Below are 18,406 nucleotides of genomic sequence, written 5' to 3' on the forward strand. Positions count from 1 at the left end.
TGATTTATTTCTTCAAGCCACCAACAAGATCATTCTTCAGGTCCACAATATTCTCAAGTCCCACAGCAATTCTGACCAGGCCATCGGTAATGCCTGCAGCTTTACGCGCTTCTGGACTCACCCTGCAATGCGTGGTGGTAGCTGGGTGCGTAATAGTGGTTCTCGTATCCCCTAAATTAGCAGTGATAGAGCACAACTTTGTTTGATTAATTAATTTGAAGGCCGCTTTTTTTCCGCCCTTCATAGTGAAAGACAAGATCGCCCCGCCCGCTTTCTGCTGGCGCTTGGCTAGGGCATATTGGGGATGCGATTTTAATCCGGGATGATAGACACGCTCAACACCAGGCTGCTTTTCTAGCCACTGCGCTATAGCTAGCGCATTTTGGCTTTGCTGCCTCATACGCAAGTCAAGAGTCTCTAAGCCCTTTAGAAAAACCCATGCATTAAATGCAGATAACGTAGGGCCAGCCGTTCTCACGTACGGAAACACTTTACCCATAATAAAGTCTTTGCTGCCCACAATCGCTCCACCAACAACACGCCCTTGTCCATCCAAATATTTTGTAGCGGAATGAATCACAATATCTGCACCTAGTGCCAGTGGTTTTTGTAACGCAGGTGTACAAAAACAATTGTCAACAGCAAATAACGCATTTGCTTTTTTAGCGATCTTAGAAATCGCTTTAATATCTGCGATCTCCGTTAAAGGATTGGATGGTGTTTCTAAATAAAATAATTTGGTATTTGCTTGGACAGCACTTTGCCATGCCTTAGTATCAGTGAGGTCGACATAAGTTGTGGTGATGCCAAAGCGACCCATGATGTTGGTGAATAACTGAATGGTGGCCCCAAATACAGAACGCGAACAAACCACGTGGTCACCAGATTGAAGATGAGCCATTGCCAAGGTCAAAATAGCAGCCATACCTGAAGAGGTGGCGATACAAGCCTCACCCCCCTCTAGTGCCGCTAAGCGATCTTGAAACATACTGACAGTTGGGTTGGTGAAACGGGAATAAATAAAACCCTGATCTGCATGAGCAAACCCATCCGCTGCAAGTTCAGCGCTATCAAAGCAGAAACTGGACGTTAAGAACATCGCCTCTGAATGCTCTTGGTATTCAGCGGTGCGACGGGTACCGGCACGAACCGCTAGGGTTTCTATTGCCAGTTTTGATAAATCAGGCTTTGCTCGGGTAGTTTTGCTTTTCATACCCTTATTTTGACACCGAATTGAAGAATTGCCCCAGATGGAAATATCGGGGGCAATTTAAGGCCTGCTTTTAGTCTTCCGTAGCCAAATGCAAGTGCAGCTGCGAACGTGCAAAGTCGCTAGAGTCGCGCTGACGGTCGGCTTTTGCCTCTGAGGTATTTCTAGCGGCCTCTAAAGCATCTAAATATGAATCATTGATATCACCAGTGACGTAGTGACCATCAAAACAGGAGGCTTCAAAATGCTGAATATTCGGATTGATGTCCATTACGGCTTGCTTCATGTCCTCGACGCTTTGATAGATCAATTGATCGGCGCCAATCATTTTGTTAATTTCTTCATCTGTACGTCCGTAGGCCACCAACTCACTCCGGGTTGGCATGTCGATACCGTATACATTCGGAAACCGCACTGGAGGTGCAGCAGAGGCAAAAATCACTTTTTTAGCCCCTGATTCACGTGCCATTTGCACAATTTCAAACGAAGTTGTTCCGCGAACAATAGAGTCATCTACGATTAATACTGTTTTATCTTTAAATTCAATGCGCATGGCATTGAGCTTTTGGCGCACTGACTTTTTGCGAACGGCTTGGCCTGGCATGATGAAAGTGCGGCCTATATAACGATTTTTAAAGAACCCTTCGCGATAATCTACACCCAAGCGCTTGGCGACTTGCATTGCAGCTGGACGACTAGAGTCAGGGATAGGCATCACTACATCAATTTCGTCGACATTGGTTTCTTTACGAATTTTCTCGGCAAGGTAGTCTCCCATGCGCATCCGAACGTTATAAACGGTCACCCCATCAATGGTGGAGTCTGGACGTGCCATATAGACATATTCAAAGATGCAAGGCGTGAGTACGGCGTTAGGTACGCATTGACGCGCAGAGAAATTACCATCCAGATCAATATAAATTGCTTCACCAGGATTAACGTCACGGACGAATGTAAAGCCAAGACCTTCAAGTGCCACAGACTCTGAGGCAACCATCCACTCTGGGCCCTTGCTAGTGTCAATACGACCAATACACAAAGGCCGTATTCCAAATGGATCCCGAAATGCCAATAAACCATAGCCGGCAATTAAAGAAACAACGGCATAGGAACCCTTAACCCGCTTCGTTAATTGAGTTACTGCATTGAACATTGCGCCCTCATCAAGCGCGGCACTATTGGTTTCTTTTTGAAGCTCATCAGCTAATACATTCAACAACACCTCAGTGTCAGAGTTCGTGTTGATATGCCGACGATCTCGATAGGCCATTTCAACACGCAGACTTGGAGCATTGGTGAGGTTGCCGTTATGCGCCAAAATAATGCCATAAGGCGCACTGACATAAAATGGTTGGGCTTCTTCTTCACTACTAGCCGAGCCAGCTGTTGGATAACGAACCTGACCAATACCAGCGCTCCCGACGAGACTGCGCATATTGCGCGTTCTAAAGACATCTCGCACTAAACCATTGGCCTTGTGCATCGTAAAAGAATTGCCATTCATGGTGGCCATACCGGCCGCATCTTGGCCACGATGTTGCAAAAGCAACAAGGCGTCATAAATGAGTTGATTAACAGGGGAGTGGGAAACAGTTCCGATAACGCCGCACATAAGCCTATATCCCTATTGTTAAAGAAGGTGTCAATGTTGGAATTACTTTGGGTACAGCATCACCCAGTTGCTTCGCCCAATCAGCAGGCAGCCATCCTTTGATCAAGCCAGTTGCCATTTCAATTGCAGGACGAGTTAACGCTTTTTGCCAAGCCATCGTTTGAGGAATGGGTGTAAGCGCCGCTAACGTAGCCGCTACCACTACGATCAAAGCACCGCGAACCAAGCCAAAGATAAGGCCTAAGAAACGATCAGTCAGACTTAGCCCCACTGACAAAATAATTTTCTGAATGACGCCGCCGATAATTCCACATAGCACCAAAGACAAAATAAATAAAATGATGAAACCAACGCCCAAACTAAGCAATTCTTCCATATGAAAAGTTGATAGCCACTCGGTTGCTAAATAGTTGGCGTAGTGATAGGCGACCCATGCAGCAACAAACCAAGATGCGAGAGCCAAAACCTCTTTGAAAAGACCGCGGGAAATACCCACCAGCGCAGAAAGCAGCAGAACAACTAAGGTGAAATAATCCACCGTAGTTAAATGCAAGGTGGAGATTATTTCCATTAAGGTGCGCCAACCTCAACAAGTCTCGGTGAAAGCCCCATCTCTTTTACTTTTTTCTCTGCAGCTTCAGCCGCATCTTTATCTGCAAAAGGGCCAGCCCTTAAAACATATAATTTGACGCCATCGGCACCTGTTTTATTGAGCACGTAATTTGGGATGTTCTGAGCTTTCATTTTTGCAATCCAACCTTTTGCGCGCTCTTCTGATGCGAAGACACCAATCTGGATAACAAACTTACCAGTAGCGGAGGACTTTTTAACAGGCTCTTCACTTTTTGCCTTCAAATTTGATGCTGGAACCACCTCTTCGCCAGCAATTAGCCCTATTGAGCTAGATTTACTTTGTGCTGGAGCAGGCTTTGTTTCTGGTGAAGGCATGAAAGCCCCCGGCTCTTTTGATGCTGACGATTGCTTGCCCTTGACAGCAGAATCTAGCAAAGCTGGATTTAACGTGTCTTCAGGCGCCGCACTGATGACGGGAAGGCTAGTGACAATATTTACGGCGATATCGTTACTGTTTAACTTGGGCTTACTGTCTAAGATACGAGGAAGTGCAATGACCGCAATGAGTACTAGTACTGCTGCACCGATCAAACGATGACGAGCACGCTGGCGCTCTGGATCCTCAGTAAATGCTAAGGCTTCATTTTCTTGAGCGCGCTGGAAACTACGTGGAGCGATTCTTTTCGAAGAGCGTCGGCCAAGCTCTGAGGCTTTGTCGAACTCCTCAGTCTCTGGGTTTCGCTTAAAAAATCTCGATAAACGAATCATGGGTCAATGGGCCTGGTTATTTCGGTAAGCCATTACACCGGCTACTGTATAGAAAGATCCGAAGACTACTATTCTATCACCTTCACCCGCATTCGAGAGGGCTTTTTGATACGCGGCAGCAGGGTTTGGGAAGCACTCAATACCTCCATCAGTTCCGTTTTGAGCTAAAACGCCGAGGCCTTGAAGTTTCTCGGCTAAAACTACAGCACTCGCAGCTCTGGCTGTGGGTAGATCAGTGCAAAACCAAAAATCAATGCTGCCTAACAACGGTTTAATCACGCCGCCAATATCTTTGTCGGCCATGGCCCCAAAAATAGCGTAGGTATAAGGATGAAAGCCCATCTTATCCAAGCCCTGCCCTAACGTTGCAGCAGCATGTGGGTTGTGAGCTACGTCTAATACTATGGTTGGCTGGCCTGGTAAAACCTGAAACCGACCTGGTAATTCAACAAGAGCGAAGCCATTCCGAATATCTTGGGCGCTAACCGGTAGACGCTGATGCAGAGCCATTAATGCAGCTATCACAGCAGAGGCGTTCAGAATCTGATTCGCGCCCCGTAAAGCTGGATAGCCCAATCCACTAAAGCGCTTTTCACGCCCTGCCCAGCCCCACTGCTGCTTATCGCCTTGAAAGTTATAGTCCCTTCCCTGTAACCATAAATCACAGCCTAACTTATCTGCATAGTGAATCAACGACTCAGGTGGCATGGGATCTCCACAAACAACGATTTGACCTGAGCGAAAAATACCAGCCTTCTCAAGTCCAATTGCTTCTCTAGTTGACCCTAAAAAATCTGCATGATCAATATCAATGCTGGTCACGATGGCACAGTCAGCATCCACAATATTGACAGCATCTAAACGTCCGCCCATACCCACTTCGAGGATGACTATATCGAGATTGGCCTTTGCAAACAAGTGCATGATGGCTAAAGTTGTAAATTCAAAATACGTTAATGTGGGGGCATCTACCAAGCTCACTCGCGCTTTTTCAACTGCAGCAAAGTGCTCAAGCAAAAGAGCATCCTTTACAACTTCACCATTAAGACGAGCACGTTCATTAAAGACCAATAAATGGGGTGAGGTATGGCAACCCACCCTGTAACCAGAGCACAGAAGGATGCTTTCCAAAAATGCGCAGGTAGAGCCCTTGCCATTTGTACCGGCAACAGTGATTACTGAGCAGCTAAAAACAAGCCCAAGTGCACTTTTGACCCGATTAATACGATCAAGTCCCATGTCAATACCCATGGGGTGGGCAGTTTCAAGATGGCTGAGCCAAGCCTCTAAGCTAGAGAACAATAATGGGGCTTGGTGTGCGGTACTCAAGTACTTTAAACGGCTGCACTGACAGAGGCGACCGGCTCAGGTAAGCGCTGTAATAGCGCTAGCAAGCGCGCGATTTCTCCGCGCATTTGGCGTCGATCGACGATCATATCGATGCCTCCTTTTTGCATTAAAAACTCAGACCGTTGAAATCCTTCAGGCAATTTTTCACGTACAGTTTGCTCGATTACGCGAGGCCCAGCAAAACCAATTAATGCTTTTGGCTCTGCCATCACAACATCACCCATAAAGGCAAAGCTAGCAGAGATTCCACCCATAGTGGGATCGGTCAAGACACTGATATAGGGTAAGCCTTTTTTAGATAAGAGCGTCAACATTGAATTGGTTTTAGCCATCTGAAAAAGAGAAAGTAAACTTTCTTGCATACGTGCACCACCGGTAGCGGCAATACATATAAAGGCACATTTCTTTGCGATTGCTTCTTGAGCACCTCTCGCAAAACGCTCACCAACAACGGAGCCCATTGAGCCACCCATAAATTGAAATTCAAAACAGGCAACAACAACGGGGATTTCCTCAATTTTTCCACCAAGCACAATCAGTGCCTCAGATTCGCCGGAGGCATCACTTGCCTCTTTCAGACGATCAGTATATTTTTTTGAATCTTTGAACTTCAAGGGATCCATGGGATAAATATCTGCCCCAATTTCGTATCGGCCCTTAGGGTCAAGTAGGCCATCCAGTCGTTGACGCGCACCAATGCGCATGTGATGACTACATTTAGGGCAAACCGATAGGTTGGCCTCAATGTCAGTACTGTAAAGAACAGTTTCACAACTAGGGCATTTGACCCATAAACCTTCGGGAACTGATTTGCGATTAGCGGGATCAGTATGCTGAATTTGAGGGGGTAATAATTTATCGATCCAGCTCATACATTCTTCACTATCCAGTACGTTAACTATCTAAGGCAACGCGAATTTCGCGTATAAAAGCTTCAAGCGATTGTACTGCCTGACCTGGGGGTGAATCCTCTAAAAGTCGAATAATTCGACTGCCAATAACCACTGCATCTGCTGTTTTAGACACTATTCGCGCGCTTTCTGGATCGCTGATACCAAACCCGACCGCAATCGGTATGGAAGTAGCCTCTCGGATTTTGGGGATATTACTGGCAACATCGGCAGTGTTTAGGTTCGACGATCCAGTAACACCGCGCATGGACACGTAATAAATATAGCCAGAAGCTATTTTTGCAGCATCCTTAATGCGCTCAAGCGATGAAGTCGGTGCCAGTAAAAAAATAGGGTCTACACCGGCAACACGCATTCGTGACGCAAAATCAACGCACTCTTCAGGCGGATAATCCACAATCAACACGCCGTCTACACCGGCAGCCTTAGCTTCATTAGCAAAACGCTCTGCACCCATTTGCTCTACTGGGTTTGCGTAGCCCATCAAAACAACCGGCGTTTCTGAATCGAGCTTACGAAACTCTTTGACCATTTCAAGGCAGCTATGCAATGTGACGCCCTGAGAAAGTGCCCGCTCAGAAGATCTCTGGATAACTGGCCCATCAGCCATAGGATCAGAAAAAGGAACGCCCAATTCAATGACGTTAGCCCCGCCTCTGACTAATGCATGCATTAACTCTACTGTTAAGCCAGGCTGGGGATCGCCAGCAGTAATAAAAGGAATGAGCCCTTTTTTACCATCGATTTTTAACTGATTTAATACGGCACTAATTTTTGACATGGGAATACGCAGTTCGTTTGTATAGAGAAAAAGGCTTAGCCTTCAGAGCCTGTTGCTTGAGCAACGGTATGCATGTCTTTATCACCGCGACCAGATAAATTGACCAAGATTGTTTTATCTTTGGAAAGTGTCGGGGCTAATTTACAAGCGTAAGCAATCGCATGTGCGGACTCTAAGGCAGGAATAATGCCCTCAATTTGACAGCAGTCATGAAATGCTTTCAAAGCCTCTTCGTCGGTCACTGCTACATAACCTGCACGACCTGAATCCTTTAGCCATGCATGCTCGGGACCAACACCTGGATAGTCCATACCAGCTGACACTGAATGGGTCTCTGATATCTGACCATTTTCATCTTGCAATAAGTAGGTGCGATTACCATGCAACACGCCTGGCTTTCCAACACATAGTGCGGCAGAATGCAGGCCGGTATTTAAGCCATGACCAGCAGCCTCAACACCAATTAATTGAACTTGTGGAAAGTCAATGTAGGGATAAAAAATACCCATCGCATTGGATCCACCGCCAACACAAGCCATGACGTAGTCAGGCTGACGTCCTGTGAGTTCGGGCATTTGCACCTTACATTCCTCACCGATCACACTCTGAAAATCTCTCACCATCATGGGATAGGGATGCGGGCCAGCAACGGTACCAATAATGTAAAAGGTATCGTCAACGTTAGTAACCCAATCACGCATTGCTTCATTCAGAGCATCTTTAAGTGTTTTAGTCCCAGACTCTACTGAAACTACATTTGCTCCCAATAGCTTCATCCGAAAGACATTTTGCGCCTGACGGGCAACATCCACAGAGCCTTGATATACAGTGCAATCTAAACCAAAGCGCGCACAGATTGTTGCCGTGGCTACGCCATGTTGGCCCGCCCCTGTCTCGGCAATAATGCGCGGCTTGCCCATGCGCTTAGCTAACATCGCTTGGCCGATCACATTATTAATTTTGTGAGCGCCAGTATGATTTAAATCTTCACGCTTTAAGTAAATCTGTGCACCACCAAGCATTTCACTCCAGCGCTTAGCGTGATAGACCGGCGATGGACGACCCACAAAGTGCTTCAGCTCGTAGTGAAACTCCTCCAAAAACTCAGGGTCATATTGATATTTGGCATAGACCGCTTTGAGCTCATCTAAAGCAAACATGAGAGTTTCAGAAACAAATACGCCACCATAAGGACCAAAGTGTCCTCTTGCGTCTGGCTTATCGTACATAAATACCTCGTTATTAATTACAACAAATTTAGGATGATGAGCTAGCGTCTGCTGCTCGTACTGCTTGGATAAACTCTCTCATCAAGTTGTGATCTTTAATACCCTTGCTGATTTCTACGCCACTAGAGACATCAACAGCACAAGGTTTGAGCCGAGCAATGGCTTCGCCCACGTTGTGCACGTTCAATCCACCACTCAAAACGACCCGAGGCGCGTTTGCGCTTATCCATGCTTGTGGTATTCCTTGCCAATCAAAGGGAATGCCCCCACCACCATAACCCTCAACTAGGGCATCGAGCAAAAGGGCATTTGCTTGCCTATATTGTAGGGAAAAATCATCAAATGCGAACTGGGGACCCACGCGAGCAGCTTTCATCCAAGGCTGACCCTCAGAAAGGCGCTCACAATCCGCGGCTGACTCATCCCCGTGAAACTGCCATAAAGTAATCGTGGTAGCCGCCCGAATGGCATCGATCTCAGCTTTAGAGGCATTAACGACCAATCCCACTGCATCTACCCCCGCTGGAAGCCTTGAAATCAAGGAGGCAGCAATATTTGGGCTAACAGCCCTTGGGCTGGGTGGATAAAAAACAAATCCAATGGCATCAACCCCGGCAGCAACGGCTGCATCAATGTCTGATGGTGACCGAATGCCGCAAATTTTGACCCGTGTACGGCCTGGAGAGTTATTTAATAAGCCCATAGTTAGAAATGATATCGCTTTAAAGCTGCCAATGGGGCCCTTAAATCAAAGTAAGCCCCTTGGAAGCCAAGAATTCTTCAGCCAGGGTTCAGGTATCTGAAATTGCTCTGGATAGCTAATTTGAGCTAAATATAAGCCAGCGGGCGAGAAAGTTGGGGCTGCGACACTGCGATCTTTCGCCTGAAGCACCTCAGCCATCCAAGATGAACCTTGTTTACCAAGCCCAATTTGCAAAAAACTCCCCACCAAATTCCGAACCATGTGATGCAAAAAGGCATTTCCTTTAATGCGGAAATAGAGCCATGGTTCACTTGAAACTATCTCAATGGAATACATCGTCTTGATTGGGGTCTTGCTTTGACACTCTGAGGATCTGAATGAGGTGAAATCATGCTCACCAATCAAGCACTCTGAGGCCTGTTTCATCGCATCAATATCAAACCAACGATTAGCGGGAAGTATCAGAAAACCTGCACGAGATGCAGTCATCGGAGAGCGGCAAGAGCTTGCATGTAATGCATAAATATAAGTGCGCTCATACGCAGAAAACCGAGCGCTAAATTCTGGCGGAACAGGCTTAGCCCAATTCACCACAATAGATTCGGGCAAGAAAGCATTAACCCCCCTCACCCATGACCAATCTTCACGCACAACATCTACATCAAAATGCACAACCTGACCCAAGGCATGCACCCCCGTATCCGTTCTACCCGCAGTAATTACACGAATAGGCGGCGCACCCTCAGTACCCTCAACCCCAACAAATGCAGTAATAGCTTTTTCTAGCCGGTCCTGAACTGTATCTTGATTGAGTTGTGACTGCCACCCTGAGTAAGGAGCGCCATCGTATTGAAGACCTAAGGCGATACGCATTTTTTACTTGAAATCTAAGTCTAAGTCTAACTTTGGCGATGAGATAGCTGAGCCAAAAGACCTTGCGCCTCGATCACAATTACAGGATCAATCGTAGCGCCCATAGACACAATCTCATGTAACGATTTTTTAGCGGCGTTAAAGTCTTCGATCGTTATATAGGCACGAGCTAGATTTAACTTCACACGCAAAGCATCTGCTAGCGGATTTGAATCGGGGTCAATGGTCTGAATGGGTTTACTGGATAGATCTAAATCAATCCCTGCAAATAGGGCTTTAGCACGCTCTGGCATTAAGCCATGCGTACCAGATGCTTCATTGACTAGATTATTTGATGATTGAGTATTTGATGATTGAGTATTAGGCCCAGAGAAATCACGCGCCTCTTGGCGACGGGCATTTTTAGCCAAGAACCAAAGCAACAAAGCGGTAACTATCATTAACGATAAGGTCAATAAAGCTGGCGCTAAACCCATATCACTAGATGTGTCATTGGCTCCAGATTGATTTTTTAATTTCTCTTTAGATTGGTTTAGCAGTAACTGTAAATCCGCAATATTTTTTTCTAGCTCAGCAACTCTGGCGCGAGTTTGCTCTAAAACCTTTTCCTGCGCAACCAGGTCCTCAGTAAATCGTTGCTCATCAGAATTGCTCTGAGCATTTGAACCAATTCTTAGTCTATCTTTTACTGGCTCATCACCAGCATTTTTTGGAGCAACAGTAGAAGGTAATGCATTGCTCCTCGAGTCACGCTCAGCTAGCCATCGGGCATTAGATTCAGCGGCGAACTGATTGGCCTCAGCAGGGCTAATAGAACGTAATAACGCTTGACTTGGCACTACTAACTCGGCACCCGCCTCTAAGCGGTTGATGCTTCCACTTGCAAATGCGTCTGGGTTGGCTCTAAAAAGAGCCAGCATCGTTTGATCAATACTAGTCCCGCCCAATTGAGGCGCTAACTGGGACGCTATTTCTGACGCAGTTTGACCGGGTTTAACAGTAATTTTCTGGGCATCACCTAAAAGCAGAGTGTAGGTTTTAGTGATGCTTCCTGACGACCAACTTAAAGTTACCAACAAGTCTAGAAATGGATCATCGGCATTGGGGACGGGGCTCACTGTTTCAACTAAAACCATGAGCTGCTCTTGCTTATTACGATAAATCATCGCTTGCGGATTCAACTCAAGTATTTTTTGTGAAATACCCAAGCGATCATAGGATGACTTGCTAGAGATCAAAACGCTCAAAGATGCTAATGCAGCCTGCTCTTCGCTTCCCACTTTAATCGGAAATTCAACTCTAAGAGGCTCTCCAGCCTTAGAGAAAAGCTTGGGCGCACCCAATGAAATTGCCCCAGCAGTACATGACCAACTGAGCCAAATGAGAGCCAGTAGATTGATAAGACGTAAAGAGCTCAATTGGGGCATTTCAGAATTAACGCTCTAAAAGAATGCGTAGCATGCGACGCAATGGCTCAGCAGCACCCCACAGCAACTGATCACCAACGGTAAATGCAGCAAGGTATTCTGGGCCCATTGCCATTTTATGTAAGCGCCCAATGGGTACAGTCAAGGTTCCGCTAACGGCCGCAGGAGAAAGTTCACGCTCTGTTGTTTCTCGATCATTCGGTACTACCTTGACCCAAGGATTATCGTTTGCAAGAATTGCTTCAATTTCTTTTAGAGGAATATCTTTTTTAAGCTTAATAGTTAAGCCCTGAGAATGACAGCGCATTGCACCCACACGGACACACAAACCATCTACAGGAATGCTGCCTTCAGATCTAAATGCAGGGCGACCCAAGATCTTATTAAATTCGGCTCCGCCCTTCCACTCTTCTTTTGTTTGACCATTTTCAACAGGAACATCGATCCAGGGAATTAGGCTCCCCGCTAAAGCGGTATTGCGAAAATTGTGTTTCGGAAAATCCGTGGAGCGCAATGTTTTCGTTACCTTGCGATCAATGTCCAAAATCCAAGATGAGGGATCGGCCAGCTCCGTTGCTACGCTGTCACGCAAGGCGCCCATTTGCAACAATAGTTCACGCATATTTTGAGCGCCAGCTCCTGAAGCGGCCTGATATGTCATGGCGCTAATCCACTCCACCATATCAGCCTTCACAAGACCGCCCATGGCGATCATCATCAAGCTAACGGTGCAGTTACTTCCAATCCAATTTTTTCCACCAGATGCTAAGGCTTTATCAATGACAGTACGATTAACTGGATCCAAAATTAACACTGCATCGTCCCTCATGCGCAAAGCGCTAGCGGCATCAATCCAGTGACCCTGCCATCCAGCTGCGCGTAATTTAGGGAAAATATCGTTGGTGTAATCGCCGCCTTGGCAGGTCAAAATAATATCGCAACGGGCTAGAGCAGCAATATCATTTGCACTTTGGAGAGCATTCTCAGTTTTAGTTACTTTTATACCGTTTAACAGCGGAACATCACCCCCTGCCTGGCTAGTACTAAAAAAGATCGGCTCGATCAAATCAAAATCTTTCTCGGCCAACATTCTCTCCATGAGAACACTGCCGACCATACCGCGCCAGCCTACTAAACCTACCAATGGTGCATTTGACATGATGATTAACGATCTAATGAAATTGTATTATTTGGAAAGTGCTGCTACTACCGCATCACCCATCTGAATGGTAGATACCTTTTGCGTGCCAGCAGTATGAATATCTGCAGTACGCAAGCCCTGAGTAAGAACACTCTGCACAGCTGCTTCAATGCGGTCAGCCTCTGAAGGCATTCCTAATGAATAACGTAACATCATTGCAGCCGATAAGATCGTAGCCAGTGGATTTGCAATCCCTTGGCCAGCAATATCAGGGGCCGAGCCATGACTTGGCTCATACAGGCCTTTGTTTTTTTTATCCAATGAAGCGGAAGGCAGCATTCCTATTGAGCCCGTTAACATTGCAGCCTCATCAGACAAAATATCTCCGAACAGATTACCTGTTACCACCACATCAAAAGCCTTGGGTGCTTTAACCAGTTGCATGGCTGCGTTATCGACATACATGTGTGACAGTTCTACATCCGGATAGTCTTTGCCAACCCGAATCATCACTTCACGCCATAGCTGGGAAGTTTCAAGGACGTTGGCCTTATCAACACTACACACTTTTTTACTGCGAAGTCGGGCAGCTTCAAAAGCCACTCGACCGATACGCTCTACCTCAGGCTCGCTGTAATGCATCATGTCAAAACCTTCACGAGCGCCTTTAAATAACGGCAACTCAGATGTACGAATACCCCTTGGTTGACCGAAATAAATATCACCGTTCAATTCGCGAATGATCAAGATATCGAGGCCACCAACAATCTCGGGTTTTAAGCTAGAGGCAGCGGTTAATTCGTCATAACAAATTGCAGGCCTGAAATTAGCGAATAATTCCAAATGTTTTCTTAAGCCAAGAATCGCCTGCTCTGGACGCAATTCGCGTGCTAGCGTGTCGTATTTCCAGTCTCCAACCGCTCCGAACAAGATGGCGTCAGCGCTTTTTGCCAAATCCAATGTAGCAGGCGGCAGTGGATGACCAGAAATATCATAAGCAGCGCCGCCTACAGGCGCCGTTTCTAAGTCAAACTTGGAGCCAAGTGCACTGAGCACTCTAACGGCTTGAGCAACGATTTCCGGACCGATACCATCGCCCGGGAGAACTGCAATTTTCATGGGAGAACCTTAACTCAATAAAACTAGGGCAGTTGTGTTGTTAGCCAGGGCATCTTAAGAATGCGCTCAGCTTCGTAAGCCTTGATTTTATCTGCATGTTGCAGAGTTAAGCCAATATCGTCCAAGCCATTGATAAGGCAGTGTTTTCTGAAGGGGGCGACGTCAAAGCTATAGGCAGTTCCATCGGGGGTGACGACACTCTGGTTCTGCAGATCAACTGTGAGCTGGTAGTCAGTAAATGCCAATGTCTCATTAAATAAATGATCGACCTGTAACTCAGACAGCACTATGGGTAAAAGACCATTTTTAAAGCAATTATTGTAGAAAATGTCAGCGAAGCTGGGTGCAATGATCGCTCTAAAGCCAAACTGATCCAGGGCCCACGGAGCATGCTCACGAGAACTTCCACAACCAAAATTTTTCCGAGCCAATAGAATGCCTGCCCCTTTGTAGCGAGGTTGATTGAGAACAAAGTCTGGATTAATAGGTCGATTGGTGCAATCTTGACCTGGCTCACCGTGATCTAAGTAACGCCACTCGTCAAATAGATTTTGCCCAAAACCAGTCTTCTTAATCGACTTTAAGAACTGCTTTGGGATGATTGCATCCGTATCCACATTCTCACGATTGAGTGGGGCAACCAATCCTTTGTATATCGTAAATTTTTCCATACTCTTTACTTAATTTCTAGCTATCAATCAGATGCTTACTTAACGGGCGTAACAACAACATCCTTACCCTTTGTTTGGGATTGGTTGTTATTTGGCTGAGTATTTCCACCCATAGATGTACCCATCGTTTGAAGGTCCTTTCCAACCCCCTCCATCGTATTTGCGCAGGCAGACAAGATGATTCCTGCGGTAGCGGTGATCATTAATTTTTGGATCATCGTCAGAGATAGTGATTTCGACATAGTTATTCCTTAAGAAATTTTTCGTATATCTACAAAGTGACCTTCAATAGCGGCAGCTGCTGCCATTGCCGGGCTTACTAAGTGGGTTCGACCACCATTACCCTGACGGCCCTCAAAGTTTCTATTTGAAGTGGAGGCACAGCGCTCACCAGGTTCAAGCCGGTCTGCATTCATCGCTAGACACATCGAGCAACCAGGCTCACGCCATTCAAAACCAGCAGCTTTGAACACCCGATCCAAGCCCTCACGCTCAGCCTGCGCCTTTACAAGACCAGAGCCTGGAACAACCATTGCCAGCTTTACATTCGCGGCTACTTTTTTACCCAAACGATCGACAACCTTGGCAGCTGCTCGGATGTCTTCAATGCGACTATTGGTGCAAGAGCCGATGAATACCTTATCAACAGCAATATTACTTAAGGGAGTATTAGGCTTGAGGCCCATGTATTCAAGCGCTCTTTCCATTGCTGAGCGTTTATTAGGATCGCGCTCTTTCTCCGGATCAGGTACACGGCCACTAATGGAGAGCACCATTTCAGGGGAAGTACCCCAGGTAACTTGAGGATCAATTTCTTCGGCGCGCAGCTCAACAACTGCATCAAACTGGGCATCCACGTCAGAGTGCAAGGTGCGCCAATACTGCAATGCATGACGCAAAGACTCTCCTTGTGGCGAGTAAGGGCGACCCTGAATATATTCGATCGTCACTTCATCTACTGCAATCAAGCCTGCGCGGGCTCCGGCTTCAATAGCCATATTGCAGATGGTCATACGACCTTCCATTGATAGATTCCGAATAGCCTCACCAGCAAATTCAATGGTGTAACCCGTGCCGCCAGCCGTACCAATCTTGCCAATGACAGCAAGAACAATATCTTTAGCAGTAGAGCCCGGCTGCAATCTGCCATCTATTCTGACCAGCATATTTTTACTTTTTTTCATTAGTAAAGTTTGCGTCGCCAAAACATGCTCAACCTCAGAGGTGCCAATACCAAAGGCCAGAGCACCAAAAGCACCGTGAGTGCTGGTATGAGAATCACCACAAACCACCGTCATTCCAGGAAGGGTTGCGCCCTGCTCTGGTCCAATGACGTGAACGATCCCTTGGCGGGCATCGTTCATTTTGTATTGTGTGATCCCAAAGGCATCACAATTTTTGTCTAAGGTATCGACTTGTAACTTGGAAATAGGATCTGCAATTCCCTCGGAACGATCTGTCGTAGGAACGTTATGATCTGAGACCGCAAGATTTGCAGAGATCCGCCAAATAGGACGACCCGCGATTGTTAAACCCTCAAAGGCTTGGGGGCTCGTAACTTCATGCAGAAGTTGACGATCAATGTAGATTGTTGCAGTGCCATCACCCTCGGAATAAACAACGTGGTCATCCCATAACTTATCGTAAAGCGTGCGCGACATGAAAATCCTTTATGACGACTATTTACGAGCAGTAATGGCGGGCACTTTTCGTGAAGTTTCCCCAACATACAGCTGGCGCGGACGACCAATCTTGTACTCTGAATCTGTAATCATTTCTTCCCACTGCGCAATCCAGCCAACCGTTCTTGCCAAAGCAAAGATGCAAGTAAACATTTCAGTAGGAACGCCTAGCGCACGCTGAACAATGCCAGAATAGAAATCAACGTTCGGATAGAGTTTGCGGCTTACGAAATACTCATCTTCTAAAGCAATTTTCTCAAGAGTCATCGCTAACTTGAATAATGGATCATTCTCAAGACCCATTTCTTTGAGTACTTCGTAACAAGTTTCCCGCATTAACTTCGCGCGAGGATCAAAGTTTTTATAAACACGATGACCAAAACCCATCAAACGAACACTTGAATTTTTATCCTTGACCTGGGCAATAAAATCACCAATCTTGTCAACGCCACCATTAGCCTGAATTTCATTCAACATTTCTAAGCAAGCTTCATTGGCGCCGCCGTGTGCTGGACCCCATAAACAAGCAATACCTGCAGAGATGGCTGCAAATGGATTTGTACCGGAAGAGCCGCATAAACGCACTGTCGATGTGGAGGCATTCTGCTCATGATCTGCATGCAATGTGAAGATGCGATCTAAAGCACGCACTAATACAGGGTTAATTTTGTAATCTTCGCAAGGCGTAGCAAACATCATACGCATGAAGTTAGCAGTGTAAGACAGGGAATTATCTGGATAAATAAATGGCTGTCCGACAGAATACTTATAGGCCATCGCGACCAAAGTTGGCATCTTAGCAATCAAGCGAATCTGCGCAATCTCACGTGCTTTTGGCTGACTGTAGTCAATCGCATCATGATAAAAGGCTGCCATAGCACCAACCAATCCCGTTAAAACCGACATTGGATGTGCATCTCTACGGAATCCACGCAAGAAGAATTGCATCTGCTCATGAACCATTGTGTGGTGCATGACCATATCTTCAAAATCTTTTTTCTGTTTTGCGTTTGGCAAATCACCATTAATGAGCAAAAAGCAGACTTCTAAAAAGTCACAGTTGTGGGCTAAATCTTCAATGGGGTAACCGCGGTAGAGCAACTCGCCCTTGTCCCCATCAATGTAAGTAATCTTACTATTGCATGAAGCGGTCGACAGAAAACCAGAATCGTAAGTGAACTTACCAGTTTGACCGTAGAGCTTACGAATATCAATGACGTCTGGGCCGACCGTGCCTTTATAAATTGGCAACTCAATGTCAGGGGTACCATCTGAGAACGATAATTTTGCCTTGATATCCGATTCAATCATTTCTAATCCTTGGTCATTCAAATTAACAATTAATAATTAATACACTTTTTGACGCAGTTACTTCTCACGCAGTTGCTGCAATACCGCCTTGAAAATGTCTGTTTGGGACTCCGTAGCAAGTGACTCTACGGAATCTTTACGGCCAATCAATAGATCCATTAGATCGTTATCTTCAAGAGCGAATAGCTTAGTTAAAACAGCGCCAGTTTCCACATCTATTGAATCAGTATATCGAGTAAAAAAACGCTGCAAGATTAAATCGTTCTCAAGCAATCCCCGGCGGGCATCACTTTTTAAGCGATATAACGCTGCAGTGGTCAGGTTCATACCGCTCTTCGTACCATCAGTTCTTTGATTTTTCCAATGGCTTTAGTTGGATTCAGGTGCTTAGGACAGACATCCACGCAATTCATGATCGTATGGCAGCGGAATAAACGATATGGATCTTCTAGGTTGTCTAGACGCTGCGCAGTATCCTCATCGCGACTATCCGCAATGAAGCGATAAGCCTGGAGCAAGCCAGCTGGGCCTACAAACTTGTCTGGATTCCACCAAAATGAAGGGCAAGCAGTAGAGCAAGAAGCGCACAAAATGCACTCATACAAACCGTTCAGCTCTTCACGCTCTTCAGGGCTCTGGAGACGCTCTTTTTCTGGTGCAGGATTATCGTTCACCAAATAAGGCTTAATAGATAAATATTGTTTGAAAAACAAAGTCATGTCGACGATCAAATCACGCACTACTGGCAAGCCAGGTAAAGGACGTAAGGTGATGACTTTAGGCAAAGTCAACATATTGGTTAAGCAAGCTAGGCCATTCTTGCCGTTGATATTCATGGCATCAGAGCCGCAAACACCCTCACGGCATGAGCGGCGATAGGTAATTGATTCATCCTGTTTCTTTAGGGAAATCAAGGCATCCAATAGCATGCGCTCACCAGTTAGCTCTAACTCATAACGCACCATGCGTGGAGCTGCGTCGACGTCTGGATCGTAGCGGTAAATTTCAAATATACGAATATCACTCATTTTCTATTTCTCTTCGC

The 18,406-nt window shown here is 46.1% G+C and carries 19 protein-coding genes; all 19 read right to left on the minus strand.

The window, feature by feature from the left end; translation table 11 throughout:
* Window positions 1-4: 4 nt before the first annotated feature.
* The 19 genes from QUD86_RS04580 to QUD86_RS04670 all read right to left on the minus strand — a co-directional run bounded on the left by QUD86_RS04580 (window position 5) and on the right by QUD86_RS04670 (window position 18,389).
* The gene (locus tag QUD86_RS04580; RefSeq protein ID WP_286298480.1) at window positions 5-1,213 is read right to left on the minus strand and encodes an O-succinylhomoserine sulfhydrylase; all 1,209 of its coding nucleotides are present in this window, start codon (window positions 1,211-1,213) and stop codon (window positions 5-7) included.
* A 70-nt stretch (window positions 1,214-1,283) separates the two neighbouring features.
* Window positions 1,284-2,822 carry an amidophosphoribosyltransferase gene (gene purF / locus QUD86_RS04585; RefSeq protein ID WP_286298482.1) on the minus strand — a complete coding sequence of 513 codons (1,539 nt, stop codon included), beginning with the start codon at window positions 2,820-2,822 and terminating at the stop codon, window positions 1,284-1,286.
* 4 nt (window positions 2,823-2,826) lie between these two features.
* Complete coding sequence (locus tag QUD86_RS04590; protein WP_286298484.1) at window positions 2,827-3,393, minus strand: CvpA family protein; 567 nt, start codon at window positions 3,391-3,393, stop codon at window positions 2,827-2,829.
* Window positions 3,393-4,163, minus strand: a complete 771-nt coding sequence (locus tag QUD86_RS04595) for an SPOR domain-containing protein (RefSeq protein WP_286298486.1) — start codon at window positions 4,161-4,163, stop codon at window positions 3,393-3,395. Before QUD86_RS04595 ends, QUD86_RS04590 begins: the two co-directional genes overlap by 1 nt.
* A gap of 3 nt (window positions 4,164-4,166) precedes the next feature.
* On the minus strand, window positions 4,167-5,492 hold the full coding sequence (folC, locus tag QUD86_RS04600; RefSeq protein WP_286298488.1) for a bifunctional tetrahydrofolate synthase/dihydrofolate synthase: 1,326 nt from the start codon (window positions 5,490-5,492) through the stop codon (window positions 4,167-4,169).
* A gap of 5 nt (window positions 5,493-5,497) precedes the next feature.
* Complete coding sequence (gene accD / locus QUD86_RS04605; RefSeq protein WP_286298490.1) at window positions 5,498-6,385, minus strand: acetyl-CoA carboxylase, carboxyltransferase subunit beta; 888 nt, start codon at window positions 6,383-6,385, stop codon at window positions 5,498-5,500.
* A gap of 22 nt (window positions 6,386-6,407) precedes the next feature.
* Entirely contained in the window at window positions 6,408-7,205 is a 798-nt protein-coding gene (trpA, locus tag QUD86_RS04610; protein ID WP_286298492.1) for a tryptophan synthase subunit alpha, read from the minus strand.
* 35 nt (window positions 7,206-7,240) lie between these two features.
* On the minus strand, window positions 7,241-8,434 hold the full coding sequence (trpB, locus tag QUD86_RS04615; protein ID WP_286298494.1) for a tryptophan synthase subunit beta: 1,194 nt from the start codon (window positions 8,432-8,434) through the stop codon (window positions 7,241-7,243).
* Between the two features lie 28 nt (window positions 8,435-8,462).
* A complete protein-coding gene (locus QUD86_RS04620; RefSeq protein ID WP_286298496.1) occupies window positions 8,463-9,137 on the minus strand; it encodes a phosphoribosylanthranilate isomerase in 675 nt (224 codons plus the stop codon).
* A gap of 45 nt (window positions 9,138-9,182) precedes the next feature.
* Window positions 9,183-10,010, minus strand: coding sequence for a tRNA pseudouridine(38-40) synthase TruA (truA, locus tag QUD86_RS04625; protein WP_286298498.1), 828 nt, complete (start codon window positions 10,008-10,010; stop codon window positions 9,183-9,185).
* A 26-nt stretch (window positions 10,011-10,036) separates the two neighbouring features.
* Complete coding sequence (locus QUD86_RS04630; protein ID WP_286298501.1) at window positions 10,037-11,437, minus strand: FimV/HubP family polar landmark protein; 1,401 nt, start codon at window positions 11,435-11,437, stop codon at window positions 10,037-10,039.
* Between the two features lie 7 nt (window positions 11,438-11,444).
* Window positions 11,445-12,596: an aspartate-semialdehyde dehydrogenase gene (asd, locus tag QUD86_RS04635; RefSeq protein WP_286298504.1), complete on the minus strand. Its 1,152-nt coding sequence runs from the start codon at window positions 12,594-12,596 to the stop codon at window positions 11,445-11,447.
* A gap of 27 nt (window positions 12,597-12,623) precedes the next feature.
* Complete coding sequence (leuB, locus tag QUD86_RS04640; protein WP_286298506.1) at window positions 12,624-13,697, minus strand: 3-isopropylmalate dehydrogenase; 1,074 nt, start codon at window positions 13,695-13,697, stop codon at window positions 12,624-12,626.
* 23 nt (window positions 13,698-13,720) lie between these two features.
* Window positions 13,721-14,368 (minus strand): 3-isopropylmalate dehydratase small subunit, encoded by a 648-nt coding sequence (gene leuD / locus QUD86_RS04645; RefSeq protein ID WP_286298508.1) that lies wholly within the window; start codon window positions 14,366-14,368, stop codon window positions 13,721-13,723.
* 35 nt (window positions 14,369-14,403) lie between these two features.
* Window positions 14,404-14,610 carry a hypothetical protein gene (locus tag QUD86_RS04650; RefSeq protein WP_286298510.1) on the minus strand — a complete coding sequence of 69 codons (207 nt, stop codon included), beginning with the start codon at window positions 14,608-14,610 and terminating at the stop codon, window positions 14,404-14,406.
* Between the two features lie 9 nt (window positions 14,611-14,619).
* Window positions 14,620-16,029: a 3-isopropylmalate dehydratase large subunit gene (gene leuC, locus QUD86_RS04655; RefSeq protein ID WP_286298512.1), complete on the minus strand. Its 1,410-nt coding sequence runs from the start codon at window positions 16,027-16,029 to the stop codon at window positions 14,620-14,622.
* A gap of 18 nt (window positions 16,030-16,047) precedes the next feature.
* Window positions 16,048-17,361: a citrate synthase gene (gltA, locus tag QUD86_RS04660; RefSeq protein ID WP_286298513.1), complete on the minus strand. Its 1,314-nt coding sequence runs from the start codon at window positions 17,359-17,361 to the stop codon at window positions 16,048-16,050.
* A gap of 57 nt (window positions 17,362-17,418) precedes the next feature.
* Window positions 17,419-17,688, minus strand: a complete 270-nt coding sequence (locus tag QUD86_RS04665; RefSeq protein WP_286298514.1) for an FAD assembly factor SdhE — start codon at window positions 17,686-17,688, stop codon at window positions 17,419-17,421.
* Window positions 17,685-18,389: a succinate dehydrogenase iron-sulfur subunit gene (locus QUD86_RS04670; protein ID WP_286298516.1), complete on the minus strand. Its 705-nt coding sequence runs from the start codon at window positions 18,387-18,389 to the stop codon at window positions 17,685-17,687. Before QUD86_RS04670 ends, QUD86_RS04665 begins: the two co-directional genes overlap by 4 nt.
* Window positions 18,390-18,406: the final 17 nt, after the last annotated feature.

Source organism: Polynucleobacter sp. TUM22923, assembly GCF_030295705.1.
GTDB lineage: Bacteria > Pseudomonadota > Gammaproteobacteria > Burkholderiales > Burkholderiaceae > Polynucleobacter.